Here is a 12944-nt window from a genome sequence, read left to right as displayed (position 1 = left end):
TGCCGAACGACGCCTGCACGAGGAGGGAATCGCGGGCGACGTCTACCTCTTCAAGAACAACACCGACTCCGCGGGAAACTCCTACGGCTGCCACGAGAACTATCTGGTGGCCCGGCACGGGGAGTTCTCCCGGCTCGCGGACATCCTGATTCCGTTCCTGGTGACCAGGCAGCTGCTCTGCGGTGCCGGCAAGGTGCTTCAGACGCCGCGCGGCGCCGTGTACTGCGTCAGCCAGCGGGCCGAGCACATCTGGGAGGGCGTCTCCTCGGCGACGACCCGGTCCCGGCCGATCATCAACACCCGCGACGAACCGCACGCCGACGCCGAGCGCTACCGGCGCCTGCACGTCATCGTCGGCGACTCCAACATGTCCGAGACGACCATGCTGCTCAAGGTCGGCGCCACCGACCTGGTGCTGCGCATGATCGAGGCGGGCACGGTGATGCGCGACCTCACCCTGGAGAACCCGATCCGGGCCATCCGCGAGGTCAGCCACGACATCACCGGGCGGCGCAAGGTGCGCCTGGCCAGCGGCCGGGAGGCGTCCGCGCTGGAGGTGCAGCGGGAGTACTACGAGAAGGCCGTGGACTTCTGCGAGCGCCGCGGCATCCGCACCGGGACGGTGGAGCGGGTGCTGGAGCTGTGGGGCCGCACGCTCGACGCCATCGAGGCCGAGGACCTCGACCGCATCGGCACCGAGATCGACTGGGTCATGAAGTACAAGCTCCTGGAGCGGTACCGGGCCAAGCACAACATGACCATGTCCCACCCGCGGGTCGCGCAGATAGACCTCGCCTACCACGACATCCACCGCCGTCGTGGGCTGTACTACCTGCTCGAGAAGAAGGGCCAGGCCGCCCGGGTCGCCAACGACTTGAAGATCTTCGAGGGCAAGTCCGTCCCGCCGCAGACCACTCGGGCCCGGCTGCGCGGCGACTTCATCCGGCGGGCCCAGGAGCAGCGCCGGGACTTCACCGTCGACTGGGTCCACCTCAAGCTCAACGACCAGGCGCAGCGCACCGTGTTGTGCAAGGACCCGTTCCGGTCGGTGGACGACCGGGTGGAGAAGCTGATCGCCGGAATGTGACCGGGAGGCACCGAGAAGGCGCCCGCACCCGAAGGGTCCGGAACGCCACACGGGCACCGTACGTTATCCGTACGGTGCCCTTCTCACGCCGTAGAGTTGCGCGCACGCCAGCAGACACGATCGACCGACACCGATTACGAGGCCCCCACCGTGCGCCGACGCTCCCTCCTCATCGCCGTTCCCGCCGGACTGGTCACGCTCGCCGCATGCGGTGACGAGGACTCCGGTTCGAGCAAGGCCAGCGACAGCGCGTCGCCCCAGGCGTCGGGCACGTCCGCGCCGCCGTCCCCGAAGATCGTCGACGGTCCGCTGCCGGCGATCACGGCGGGCACGAAGTTCGGTGAGAAGCCGACGGTGGCCAAGGGCAGCGGCGAGCCGTCCAAGGACCTCGCGGTGAAGACGGCGATCGCCGGCGGCGGCAAGGCGGTCGCCGAGAACGACTTCCTGGTGGCCGACTACCTGGGCCAGATCTGGGACAGCGCGAAGGTCTTCGACAACTCCTACGACCGCAAGACGCCGATCGTCATCCAGCTGACGCAGGGCAGCATCATCGACGGCTGGCGGTACGCGCTCGCCGGCAAGAAGGCCGGCAGCCGCGTCCAGTTCTCCGTCCCCCCGGCCTACGGTTACGGGGACCAGGGCAGCCCGCAGGGCGGCATCAAGGGCACCGACACCCTGGTGTTCGTGGTCGACGTGAAGGACACCCTCAACGCCAAGAGCTCCGCCAAGGGCAAGGAGGTCCCGCAGGACGACGCGGCGCTGCCCAAGGTCGGCACCGACACCGACGGCGCGGCGCCCTCCATCGAGGTGCCCGACACGGCGGCGCCGAAGAAGCTCGTGGCGAACTACGTGATCGAGGGCGACGGCCCCGAGGTCGCCGCGCAGAGCACCGTGCTCGTGCAGTACAAGGGCGTGGTGTGGGACGGCGGCAAGGAGTTCGACTCCACGTACGGCAGGAAGCAGCTGACGTCCTTCTCGCTCCAGCAGGTCGTCAAGGGCTGGTCGCAGGGCCTGACCGGCAAGAAGGTCGGCAGCCGCGTCCTGATCGTCATCCCGCCGGAGCTGGGGTACGGCGACAACCCGCCGCAGGGCAGCGGCATCGAGAAGGACTCGACGCTGGTCTTCTCGGTCGACATCCTCGCGACGATGTGATCCCCCGGGATGTAAGACTTGGGCGTTGCCTTCCGACACACGAGACAGACAAGCAGGAGCCAGACACGTGAGCATCGACAAGCCCGAGATCGACTTCCCGGGCGGCGAGCCCCCGGCGGACCTCGAGATCAAGGACATCTGGGAGGGTGACGGCCCGGTCGCCGAGGCCGGTCAGACCGTGACCGTCCACTACGTGGGCGTGGCCTTCAGCACGGGCGAGGAGTTCGACGCCAGCTGGAACCGCGGTACGCCGTTCCGCTTCCCGCTCGGTGGCGGCCGTGTCATCAAGGGCTGGGACCAGGGCGTGCAGGGCATGAAGGTCGGCGGCCGCCGCCAGCTGACCATCCCCGCCCACCTCGCCTACGGCAACCAGAGCCCGACCCCGGCGATCCAGCCCGGCGAGACGCTGATCTTCGTGGTCGATCTGCTCGGAGTCTGATCGACGTGTGATCGCTGTCCGAACGGACAGTGATCAGAGCCGGTCATTCGGGGTCCATGCCTGTCCGGGCATGGGCCCTCGGCTTTTGCCGCGCCACCGCGGGGCGGTACGGTCATCCGTCGTAAGCACCATAGGGAGAAGGGCGTCGATGGCCATTGCCAAGGCCGAGCGGCTGATGAACCTGGCGCTGTGTCTGCTCGGGACGCGCCGGCCACTCAGCAAGCGCGAGCTGCGTGACTCCATCGAGGCCTACCTCGAGGCGGGATCCGACGACTCCTTCAACCGCATGTTCGAGCGGGACAAGGACGACCTGCGGGAACTCGGCCTGGTCATCGAGACCGTCGAGGGCCTCGACGGCGAGATCGGCTACCTCGCGCGCCGCGACAGCAACCGACTGCCGCCCATCACCCTGGACGCCGAGGAGGCCGCCGCGCTCGGGCTCGCCGCCAAGGTCTGGCAGCAGGCCAGGCTGGCCGGCGCGGCCAGCGGCGCGTTGCAGAAGCTGCGGGCGGCCGGGCTGCCCGAGGACGTCGACCCGTACGGGGCGCACAGCGCGCTGGAGCCGCGCATCCCCGTGCACGAGGCCGCCTTCGAGCCGCTGATGCTGGCCTGCCGCGACCGCCGCCCGGTCCTCTTCGAGTACCGCAAGGCCAACGCCGCGCAGCCCGAGCCCCGGCACGTCGAGCCGTGGGCCCTGGAGTGCTGGCGCGGCCACTGGTACCTGGCCGGCTTCGACCGCGACCGCGGTGCGGAGCGGGTCTTCCGGCTGTCCCGGATCACCGGCAAGGTGCGCTCGCGCGGGGCGCGATTCACCGCCCCCGTGCCCGACGTCGTCACCGTCCGTGAGACGGTCGCGAGCTGGGCGGGGGAGACCGCCGACCGCTCCGCGCTGATCCGGCTGCGGTCGGGCGCGGGCTACCCCCTTCGGGCGAAGGCCACCGCCGTGCGGGAACTCGGCGACGGCTGGGACGAGTTGGAGATTCCGTACGGGCACGGCCTCGACGCCTGGCTGGTCGAGTTCGGACCGGACGTCGTGGTGCTGGAGCCCGCGGAGCTGCGCGCGGACGTGGTGGACCGGCTGCGTGCCGTGGCCAAGGGCTGAGGGGGAGCGGACAACACAGTGGCAGGCAAACCGGTCAGGCCCGTGAACGCCATCGACCAGACCCGACGGATGCTGTCCCTGGTGACGTATCTGCGCGAGCGCCCCGGCGCCCGTGTCGAGGACGTCGCCCGCGCCTTCGGCATCACCGAGGACGAGCTGGTCTCCGACCTCGACGTGCTGCCCATGTGCGGCACCAGCTTCCGTGGCGGCGATCTGCTCGACATCGACACCGACGGCGAGCGCATCTGGTGGCACAACCCCGCCGCCCTCGGCGCCGACGCGGCCGAGCCGCTGCGGCTCGCCGCCGACGAGGCCACCGCGCTGCTCGTCGCCGCCCGCGCCGTGGCGACCCTGCCCGGCCTGCGAGAGAGCGACCGGCAGGCGCTGCTGCGGGCCACCGCCAAGGTGGAGACCGCGGCCGGCGAGGTGGCCGGCGCCAGTTCGCGCCTGTCCGTCACCTTCGAGTCCGAGGGCGGCGTCTTCGCCGACGTCGACCGGGCGATCTCCGAGCGCCGGCGCCTGTGGATCCGCTACTACTCGCCGGCCCGCGACGAGCTCACCGAGCGCGAGATCGACCCCATCCGCCTCGTCAGCGTGGGACACACCTACGTCGAGGCCTGGTGCCGCCGCTCCGAGGCCCGGCGCACCTTCCGGCTCGACCGGGTCGCCGAGATCCGGATCCTCGACGAGCCCGCCGCCCCGCCGGAGGTGGAGCTGCGGGACCTGTCCGAGGCGCTGGTGCAGCCGGCCGCCGAGGACCCCGAGGTCGTCGTGGAGGTCGGCCCGGGCGGACGCTGGGTCGCCGAGTACTACCCGCACGACAGCGCGGAGGAGCTCGCCGACGGCGGCCTGCGCATCACCCTGCGCACGCCCGACCCGGCGTCCCTGCGGAGGCTGGCGCTCCGGCTCGGGCGCGACGGCCGGATCGTCTCCCCGCCCGAGCTCGCCGGCAGCGCCCGGCAGGCCGCCCGCGAGGCGCTCGCGGCGTACGACGGCATCGAGGCCGTCGCGGCGCACGGCGCGAGCCCGGCCCGGGAGGACGCGGTGGGACACACGGCGGCCGACCGGACGGGCACCGCGCACGACGGGCAGGAGCGGGCACTGTGAGCGAGGCGACGGGGCCCGGCCGGCCGGGCGTGACGGCGGCGTCCGCGTTCGCCGGCATGAGACGCGTCGCCCCGGTCGTCTTCCGGGCCGGCTGCCCGGACTGCCGGGGCCGCTTCGAACTCGCCGCGAGCGCCCTGCGCCTGGCCATCGGCGCCACCAGCCGCACCACGTTCTACTCGTTCACCTGCCCCGAGTGCGGGTCCGCCGTCCGCAAGCCGGCGGGGGAGCGGATCGTGGAGCTGCTCACCGGCGGCGGGGTCAGGACGCTGCGTCTGCACTCCACCGTGTGACCGGCCGGCGTTCACGACCACGCGCCGGGACGGTCTAGGCTCGGCGTCATGTTCTGGCCGATGTTCGCGGTTGCCGTGGGTTTTCTGGGTCTCGCCGTTCTCGCGGTGCTCGCTGTACGGGTGTTCGTCGAGGCACAGCGGCTGGGCCGGCAGGTGACGGACTCGGCGTCCCGCATCAACCGGGCCGCCGCCGACCTGGAACGCGCCGCGGAGAGCGCCGCCGGCTCCGTGGACGCCCTGTGAGCCACGCCGCATTCCGGGCGTGATCCGGCGAATGGCGTCAGTCGCGTTCCGCATGGCCGCTCCCTGTCACCGCGCAGGTCCCGGAAGGTACGCTGCTGATCGCGGTCCGGAAAACGAGGCCCGGACGCGGACGGGAGTACGCACAGGGATTGCCTCGCGTTTACCCCTGAGCGTTACGATCGCTGCACAACACGATCGGTCGGACGCATGTCCGACGGGTCGGACAGCACCCCACCCAGCCGCCTCGGTGAGAAGGTAAAGACTTATGTTCGGAAGGCTCGGCGCCCCCGAGATCATTCTCATCCTCGTCGTCATCGTCCTGCTGTTCGGCGCGAAGAAGCTTCCGGACATGGCCCGCTCGCTCGGCAAGTCCGCGCGCATCCTCAAGAGCGAGGCCAAGGCGATGAAGGACGACAAGTCCGCCGCCCCCGCCGACCCGCCGAACCCCGAGCAGGCCGCGAACCAGCGCACCATCCAGGCCGCCCCCGGCGACGTGACCAGCTCCCGCCCGGTCACCGAGCCGACGGACACGACCAAGCGCTGACGCAGGGCCGGCGGCGACCGGCCCGACGCACGAGATGAGGACGTGGGTTGCTCAAGTCTGCCCGCAAGAAAGAGAAGGATCCCGAGGGACGGATGCCCCTCGTGGAGCACCTGCGCGAGCTGCGCAACCGGCTCGCGAAGGGCATGCTGGCGATCACGGTCGTCACCATCGCGGCTGTCTTCTACAGCCAGCAGCTGATGACCTTCCTCATGGACCCCGTGCCGCGCTGCACCGACGGTCTCGGTGAGTCCACCGGCGGCGCCTGCGCCGTCATCGCCTACACCGACCTGCTGTCGCCCTTCACCACCACGGTGAAGGTGTGCCTGATGGCGGGCATCGTCATCTCCAGCCCGGTCTGGCTCTACCAGCTCTGGGCGTTCGTGGCGCCGGGCCTGCACAAGAACGAGCGGAAGTACACGTACTGGTTCGTGGCGGCGGCGGTGCCCCTCTTCCTCGGCGGTGCCTGGCTCGCGTACACGATCATGCCCATCAGCATGCGCGTGCTCCTGGGCATCACGCCCGAGGGCTCGGCGAACATCCTGCCGATGGACAAGATCCTGGACTTCATCGTCCGGATGATCCTCATCTTCGGCGGCGCCTTCGAGCTGCCCCTGGTCCTCGTCATGCTCAACCTCGCCGGTGCCGTCACGGGCCGCAGGATGGCCGGCTGGTGGCGGGGCGTCGTGATGGGCGTCTTCGTCTTCGGTGCCGTCGCCACGCCCACCACCGACCCCGTCGGCATGATCGCCCTCGCGGGGCCGATCGTCGTCCTGTACTTCATGGCGGTCGGGTTCTCCCTGCTCAACGACAAGCGCCGGCGCCGCGCCGACCCCGACGCCGAGCTCGACGACGACGAGGCGTCGCCGCTCGACCTCACCCCGGAGCCGGTCGACGGGATCGAACCCGTGACGGCGGCGCGGGCCCTGCCCCAGCAGGCGAGCGGGACCGTCGACGGCACCCCGTCGACCCGGTACAACGGCTACGACGACGTGACCTGAGCCGAGCGGTACGGGCCGCATCCGGGCCCGGGTCGGATAAAGATCGTCCTGTTGTCAGTGGGGCCCGGTACGCTCGAAAGTACGATGACAGAGGATCTCTCACCGGCCGAGCGGTACGCGGCAGCCCGTCAGCGCGCTGCCGAGCAGGCCACCGACCTCGCGTCCTTCCGCGAGATGTACGACTTCGGCCTCGACCCCTTCCAGATCGAGGCCTGCCAGGCGCTCGAAGCGGGCAAGGGCGTGCTGGTCGCCGCGCCCACCGGTTCCGGCAAGACGATCGTCGGCGAGTTCGCCGTCCACCTCGCCCTCCAGCAGGGCAGGAAGTGCTTCTACACGACACCCATCAAGGCCCTGTCGAACCAGAAGTACGCCGACCTCTGCCGCCGCTACGGCGCGGACAAGGTGGGCCTGCTCACCGGCGACAACAGCGTGAACTCCGACGCCCCGGTGGTCGTGATGACCACCGAGGTCCTGCGGAACATGCTGTACGCCGGCTCGCAGACGCTCCTCGGCCTCGGCTACGTGGTGATGGACGAGGTGCACTACCTCTCCGACCGCTTCCGCGGCGCCGTGTGGGAGGAAGTGATCATCCACCTCCCCGAGTCGGTGACGCTGGTGTCACTGTCGGCGACCGTGTCGAACGCGGAGGAGTTCGGCGACTGGCTGGACACGGTGCGCGGCGACACCCAGGTGATCGTCTCCGAGCACCGTCCGGTGCCGCTGTTCCAGCACGTGCTGGCCGGGCGCCGCATGTACGACCTGTTCGAGGAGGGCGAGGGCCACAAGAAGGCCGTCAACCCGGACCTGATGCGCATGGCGCGCATGGAGGCGACCCGCCCCTCGTACCAGGACCGCCGCCGCGGCCGGCACATGCGCGAGGCCGACCGCGAGCGCGAGCGCCGGCAGCGCTCCCGCATCTGGACGCCCGGGCGGCCCGAGGTCATCGAGCGGCTCGACGCCGAGGGCCTGCTGCCCGCGATCACGTTCATCTTCAGCCGCGCCGCCTGCGAGTCCGCCGTCCAGCAGTGCCTGCATGCCGGACTGCGGCTCAACGACGACGAGGCGCGCGCGAAGGTACGCGCCCTCGTCGAGGAGCGCACCGCCTCCATCCCCACCGAGGACCTGCACGTCCTCGGCTACTACGAGTGGCTGGAGGGCCTGGAGCGGGGCATCGCCGCGCACCACGCCGGCATGCTGCCGACCTTCAAGGAGGTCGTCGAGGAGCTGTTCGTGCGCGGCCTGGTCAAGGCCGTCTTCGCCACCGAGACCCTCGCCCTCGGCATCAACATGCCCGCCCGCTCGGTGGTGCTGGAGAAGCTGGTCAAGTGGAACGGCGAGCAGCACGCCGACATCACCCCCGGCGAGTACACGCAGCTCACCGGCCGGGCCGGTCGGCGCGGCATCGACGTCGAGGGCCACGCCGTCGTGCTGTGGCAGCGCGGCATGAGCCCCGAGCACCTCGCGGGCCTCGCTGGCACGCGTACGTACCCGCTGCGCTCCAGCTTCCGGCCGTCGTACAACATGGCGGTCAACCTGGTCGAGCAGTTCGGCCGGCACCGCTCGCGGGAGCTGCTGGAGACCTCCTTCGCGCAGTTCCAGGCGGACAAGTCGGTCGTCGGGATCTCCCGCCAGGTCCAGCGCAACGAGGAGGGACTCGAGGGCTACAAGGCCTCCATGACCTGCCACCTCGGCGACTTCGACGAGTACGCGCGGCTGCGCCGCGAACTGAAGGACCGTGAGCAGGAGCTGGCCCGGCAGGGCGCCCACGAGCGGCGTGCCGAGGCCGCCGTGGCCCTGGAGAAGCTGAAGCCCGGCGACGTCATCCACGTGCCGACGGGCAAGTACGCGGGCCTCGCCCTGGTCCTGGACCCGGGCCTGCCCGCCGGACGTTCCAACGGCCACCGCGGCTTCGAGCACCACGACGGGCCCCGCCCGCTGGTCCTGACCGCCGAACGGCAGGTCAAGCGGCTGGCGTCGATGGACTTCCCGGTGCCCGTCGAGGCGCTGGAGCGGATGCGGATCCCGAAGTCCTTCAACCCGCGCTCACCGCAGTCCCGCCGGGACCTCGCCTCCGCGCTGCGCACCAAGGCCGGGCACATCCCGCCGGAGCGGGCCCGCAAGAAGCGGTCGCAGGCGGCCGACGACCGGGAGATCGCGCGGCTGCGCAAGGCCATCCGCGCCCATCCCTGCCACGGCTGCGACGACCGCGAGGACCACGCCCGCTGGGCCGAGCGGTACCACCGGCTGCTGCGCGACACCTCGCAGCTGGAGCGCCGGATCGAGGGCCGGACGAACACCATCGCCCGCACCTTCGACCGGATCGTCGCCCTGCTGACCGAGATGGACTACCTGCGCGGTGACGAGGTCACCGAGAACGGCAAGCGGCTCGCCCGGCTGTACGGCGAACTCGACCTGCTCGCCAGCGAGTGCCTGCGCGAGGGCGTCTGGGAGGGGCTCTCCCCGGCCGAACTGGCCGCCTGCGTCTCGGCGCTGGTCTACGAGTCGCGGGTCGCCGACGACGCGATGGCGCCGAAGGTGCCCTCCGGCAAGGCCAAGGCCGCGCTCGGCGAGACGGTGCGCATCTGGGGACGGCTGGACGCCCTGGAGGAGGAGTTCCGGATCAGCCAGACCGAGGGCGTCGGCCAGCGCGAGCCCGACCTCGGCTTCGCCTGGGCCGCCTACGAATGGGCGTCGGGCAAGGGCCTCGACGAGGTGCTGCGCGAGGCGGAGATGCCGGCCGGCGACTTCGTGCGCTGGTGCAAGCAGGTCATCGACGTCCTCGGCCAGATCGCGGCGGCCGCGCCCCGCGAGGACTCGACGGTCCCGAAGAACGCGCGCAAGGCGGTCGAGGGGCTGCTGCGCGGAGTGGTCGCCTACTCGTCCGTGGGCTGACCGGCACCTCACCGGCCCGGCAGGGCGCGGTCCGACCCCGTACCCGGGGCGGGTCCGCGCCGTGCCGGGCCTTCGTGCGTCCGGCATCCCGGCGCGGCGTTCCCTCATCACGGTGAGTGATTTCCGGGCGTCCGTACGCCATTACACCAAGTGTTCGAATGACTCCCCAGCGTGCAAATGGGCCCGAGGCTACTCCAGTCCCGGGCCCGTTTCAGGTGCTTGCCGAATATGACACGGCGATGATCCGCTCGGACTAAGCTCGCCCGCAGCGCACCGAGTTGAGGTGAATTCGCGCGCTTGTTCCCAATGCGCCGAAGATCCCGGCAACTCCCAGACATACCCCCCTGCACGCTTCCCCATCCCCGCCGATTCGTTTTCAGAGGGCCTACATGGTGAGTGTTGATTCCCCTCCAGGGCGCCGTGAACTTCCGTACACGCGCACGCTGTTGCTCCCCGCCATACTGATGGCCGCGGTGACCGGGGCCGCCGTCGCCCTGGTGACGGAACCCGCCCGGTTCGCCGTCGCCGCGTGCGGCGCGGTCGCCACGCTGCTGGTGACCGCGGTGGCGGCCGAAGCGGTACGCCGGGGCCGGACCCTGCGGGCGCTGCGCGCCGAGCACGCCCGTCACAGCGCGTATCTGGAACGGCGGGTGGCGGGGCACCACGAGGAGATGTCCCGCATCGGCGACGAGATCATGCCCGCGGCCGTCCGCTACATGCGCCGGGGCAACACCCCCGACGAGGTGGTGCGGTACCTGCCCGAACTCGACCCCTCCTGGGCCGACCTCGGCGAGCCCCAGCGCCGTCTCATCCGCAACGTGTGCGCGATCATCGACCACCAGGACTCCATGCGCGAGTCCGCCGAGCGCTCCTTCGTCGACATCGCCCGCCGCGTCCAGGCGATCGTCCACCAGCAGAACAAGGAACTGCGCGAGATGGAGGAGGACCACGGCCGCAACCCCGAGGTCTTCGACGACCTCCTGCGCATCGACCACGGCACCGCGCTGATCGGCCGCCTCGCCGACTCCATCTCCGTCATCGGCGGCGGCCGCCCCGGACGCCAGTGGCCCTTGCCGGTCGCCCTCTACAGCGTGCTGCGCGGCGCCATGTCCCGGATCCTCGAGTACCGCCGGATCAACCTCGCCTCCATCGCCAAGGTCAACATCAAGGGCACCGCGGTCGAGCCGGTCATCCACGCCGCGGCCGAACTCCTCGACAACGCCACCCGCTACTCGCCGCCCGGGGCCAAGGTGCACGTCACCGCGACCGAGGTGCAGAGCGGCGTGTGCATCGAGATCGAGGACTCCGGCGTCAGCCTCAGCGAGGAGTCCCGCGCCCGCATCGAGGGCCTCCTGGAGGACGCCAAGCGCGGCACCGACGTGCAGGACCTCAGCCAGCACCCGCGCCTCGGCCTGTCCGTCGTGGGTCGGCTGTGCACCCAGTACGGCATGGACGTCTCGCTGCGCGCCTCCGCGTACGGCGGGGTCCGCGCCATCCTCATCGTGCCCAGCAAGATGATGACCACCGAGCCCGGCGTCGGCCTCGCCCACGGCATCGGCGCGACCTCGATCCCCACCCCGGGCCCCGACGCCCTGCCCGGCCCCGAGCGCAAGCCCAAGAAGCGCCGCCCCACCAGCCCGCGCATCCCGGCCACGGTCTCCCTGGAGGACGACGTCCCCGAGGTCACCGAGTGGACGGCGGGCGGCCTCCCGCAGCGCCGCAGCCGGGTCAAGATGCCGCTCAGCCAGCGGCTCGCCGAGCAGGCCGTCTGGGAGCGCGAAGACGCCGAGCGCGAGGCCCGCGAGGCCGCCGAGCGCGCCCGGAACGGCATCGCGCCGGCTCCCGAGCCCGAGCCGGTCGACACGACCCCGCCGGGACAGTGGGTCGAGGCGTTCTGGGAGGGCCTGAAGAACCATCCGGGTCTGACCCAGGCCCACCAGCAGTCCAGCAACCAGCCGGCCAGCGCCCCGGCCGATGACGAGGGGAACCTCAAGTGATCGAGCAGCAAGGCAAGTTCGACTGGATGCTCCGGGATCTCTACGACGGCGTCCCGGGCATCGAGATGATCGTGGTGCTCTCCGCCGACGGCCTGCGCATCGCCCGCTACTCCGGTGACCCGGACGCCGCCGACCGGGTCGCCGCCGCCTGCGCCGGCTTGCAGAGCCTGGCGGGGGCCGTCGCCCAGGAGATCCCCACCAGCGACGGCGAGATGAAGATGGTCATCATCGAGATGAACGGCGGCTACTTCTACCTGATGGCCGCCGGACCCAACGCCTTCCTCGCCGTGCTCTCCGACGTCCGCTGCGAGCCCGGCCGGATGAGCCTCAGCATGGCCGACCTGGTCGCCCGCATCGGACCCCATCTGACCAGTCCCGCGCGGCGCAACGGGCAGACCGTATGACTCCTCCGCAACGCCAGAGGCGATCTCCCGGCCAGGACCCGTCCGCGGCGAGCCCGCCGCCCGAGGAAGGCGAACTCCGCAACCCCGAGCGGCTCTTCGTCATCGGCGGCGACGGAGGCGGCGACCGCGCCGACATCGACCTGGTCACGCTGATCGTGGCCCGCGCCGACCCGCCGGTGTCCGCCACACCGGAACAGGCGGCCCTGCTGCGGCTGTGCGCCGCGCCCCTGTCCGTAGCCGAGCTGTCGGCCTACCTGAGCCTGCCGTTCAGTGTGGTGACCGTGCTGCTCACCGACCTGCTGGCGGCGGAACTGGTGCAGCTCCGGGCCCCGATCGTCCGCCAGAAGGCCGCCGACCGATCCCTTCTCGAAGCGGTGATGCATGGACTTCAAAAGCTCTGACACGATTCCGGGCCCACGCACGGAGGACCGGCTGCCGCACACGGCCGAGACCGCCGTGAAGATCGTCATCGTGGGCGGTTTCGGGGTGGGCAAGACCACCATGGTCGGCTCGGTCAGCGAGATCAGACCGCTGACCACCGAGGAGACGATGACCCAGGCGGGCATCGGCGTGGACGACAACTACGGTTCCGCCTCCAAGACCGCCACCACTGTCGCCATGGACTTCGGCCGCATCAGCATCACCGAGCAATTGGTGCTCTACCTGTTCGGCACGCCCGGCCAGGAGCG

Annotated in this window: 14 protein-coding genes; all 14 read left to right on the top strand. The window is 70.9% G+C overall.

What is annotated here, in order from left to right; translation table 11 throughout:
* A partial coding sequence (gene pafA / locus GTW67_RS05160; RefSeq protein ID WP_161163605.1) for a Pup--protein ligase occupies nucleotides 1-1087 on the top strand: 1087 nt, incomplete at its 5' end.
* A 150-nt stretch (nucleotides 1088-1237) separates the two neighbouring features.
* Nucleotides 1238-2239 (top strand): FKBP-type peptidyl-prolyl cis-trans isomerase, encoded by a 1002-nt coding sequence (locus tag GTW67_RS05155; protein WP_161163604.1) that lies wholly within the window; start codon nucleotides 1238-1240, stop codon nucleotides 2237-2239.
* A gap of 67 nt (nucleotides 2240-2306) precedes the next feature.
* Nucleotides 2307-2678, top strand: a complete 372-nt coding sequence (locus GTW67_RS05150; protein WP_161163603.1) for an FKBP-type peptidyl-prolyl cis-trans isomerase — start codon at nucleotides 2307-2309, stop codon at nucleotides 2676-2678.
* A 148-nt stretch (nucleotides 2679-2826) separates the two neighbouring features.
* Nucleotides 2827-3780, top strand: a complete 954-nt coding sequence (locus GTW67_RS05145; RefSeq protein WP_161163602.1) for a helix-turn-helix transcriptional regulator — start codon at nucleotides 2827-2829, stop codon at nucleotides 3778-3780.
* 18 nt (nucleotides 3781-3798) lie between these two features.
* Nucleotides 3799-4887, top strand: a complete 1089-nt coding sequence (locus GTW67_RS05140) for a helix-turn-helix transcriptional regulator (protein ID WP_346010562.1) — start codon at nucleotides 3799-3801, stop codon at nucleotides 4885-4887.
* 56 nt (nucleotides 4888-4943) lie between these two features.
* Nucleotides 4944-5177 carry a hypothetical protein gene (locus tag GTW67_RS05135; RefSeq protein WP_202436839.1) on the top strand — a complete coding sequence of 78 codons (234 nt, stop codon included), beginning with the start codon at nucleotides 4944-4946 and terminating at the stop codon, nucleotides 5175-5177.
* Nucleotides 5178-5225: 48 nt separating this feature from the next.
* A complete protein-coding gene (locus GTW67_RS05130) occupies nucleotides 5226-5420 on the top strand; it encodes a hypothetical protein (protein ID WP_161163600.1) in 195 nt (64 codons plus the stop codon).
* A 265-nt stretch (nucleotides 5421-5685) separates the two neighbouring features.
* Complete coding sequence (tatA, locus tag GTW67_RS05125) at nucleotides 5686-5964, top strand: Sec-independent protein translocase subunit TatA (RefSeq protein ID WP_161163599.1); 279 nt, start codon at nucleotides 5686-5688, stop codon at nucleotides 5962-5964.
* A gap of 92 nt (nucleotides 5965-6056) precedes the next feature.
* The gene (tatC, locus tag GTW67_RS05120; RefSeq protein ID WP_161163598.1) at nucleotides 6057-6962 is read left to right on the top strand and encodes a twin-arginine translocase subunit TatC; all 906 of its coding nucleotides are present in this window, start codon (nucleotides 6057-6059) and stop codon (nucleotides 6960-6962) included.
* Between the two features lie 84 nt (nucleotides 6963-7046).
* Complete coding sequence (locus GTW67_RS05115) at nucleotides 7047-9854, top strand: DEAD/DEAH box helicase (RefSeq protein WP_161163597.1); 2808 nt, start codon at nucleotides 7047-7049, stop codon at nucleotides 9852-9854.
* A 389-nt stretch (nucleotides 9855-10243) separates the two neighbouring features.
* The gene (locus GTW67_RS05110) at nucleotides 10244-11851 is read left to right on the top strand and encodes a sensor histidine kinase (protein ID WP_161163596.1); all 1608 of its coding nucleotides are present in this window, start codon (nucleotides 10244-10246) and stop codon (nucleotides 11849-11851) included.
* 26 nt (nucleotides 11852-11877) lie between these two features.
* Complete coding sequence (locus GTW67_RS05105; protein ID WP_202436838.1) at nucleotides 11878-12255, top strand: roadblock/LC7 domain-containing protein; 378 nt, start codon at nucleotides 11878-11880, stop codon at nucleotides 12253-12255.
* Nucleotides 12252-12656 (top strand): DUF742 domain-containing protein, encoded by a 405-nt coding sequence (locus GTW67_RS05100; RefSeq protein ID WP_161163594.1) that lies wholly within the window; start codon nucleotides 12252-12254, stop codon nucleotides 12654-12656. Before GTW67_RS05105 ends, GTW67_RS05100 begins: the two co-directional genes overlap by 4 nt.
* Nucleotides 12637-12944 (top strand): GTP-binding protein (locus GTW67_RS05095; RefSeq protein WP_202436835.1); only part of this gene is annotated, 308 nt, incomplete at its 3' end. The genes GTW67_RS05100 and GTW67_RS05095, both read left to right, overlap by 20 nt.

Origin of the sequence: Streptomyces sp. SID5910 (genome assembly GCF_009862125.1) — a bacterium.
Classification (GTDB): domain Bacteria; phylum Actinomycetota; class Actinomycetes; order Streptomycetales; family Streptomycetaceae; genus Streptomyces.
Note: the sequence above shows the minus strand (reverse complement) of the source record. Positions and strands in the feature narration are given on the sequence as shown.

Bases quoted from the DNA above. Each gene is read 5' to 3' on its own strand.
- GTW67_RS05110 (WP_161163596.1), top strand. From the start codon at position 10,244: ATGGTGAGTGTTGATTCCCCTCCAGGGCGCCGTGAACTTCCGTACACG.
- tatC (WP_161163598.1), top strand. From the start codon at position 6,057: ATGCCCCTCGTGGAGCACCTGCGCGAGCTGCGCAACCGGCTCGCGAAG.
- GTW67_RS05130 (WP_161163600.1), top strand. From the start codon at position 5,226: ATGTTCTGGCCGATGTTCGCGGTTGCCGTGGGTTTTCTGGGTCTCGCC.
- GTW67_RS05145 (WP_161163602.1), top strand. From the start codon at position 2,827: ATGGCCATTGCCAAGGCCGAGCGGCTGATGAACCTGGCGCTGTGTCTG.
- GTW67_RS05135 (WP_202436839.1), top strand. From the start codon at position 4,944: ATGAGACGCGTCGCCCCGGTCGTCTTCCGGGCCGGCTGCCCGGACTGC.
- GTW67_RS05100 (WP_161163594.1), top strand. From the start codon at position 12,252: ATGACTCCTCCGCAACGCCAGAGGCGATCTCCCGGCCAGGACCCGTCC.
- GTW67_RS05105 (WP_202436838.1), top strand. From the start codon at position 11,878: ATGCTCCGGGATCTCTACGACGGCGTCCCGGGCATCGAGATGATCGTG.
- tatA (WP_161163599.1), top strand. From the start codon at position 5,686: ATGTTCGGAAGGCTCGGCGCCCCCGAGATCATTCTCATCCTCGTCGTC.
- GTW67_RS05115 (WP_161163597.1), top strand. From the start codon at position 7,047: ATGACAGAGGATCTCTCACCGGCCGAGCGGTACGCGGCAGCCCGTCAG.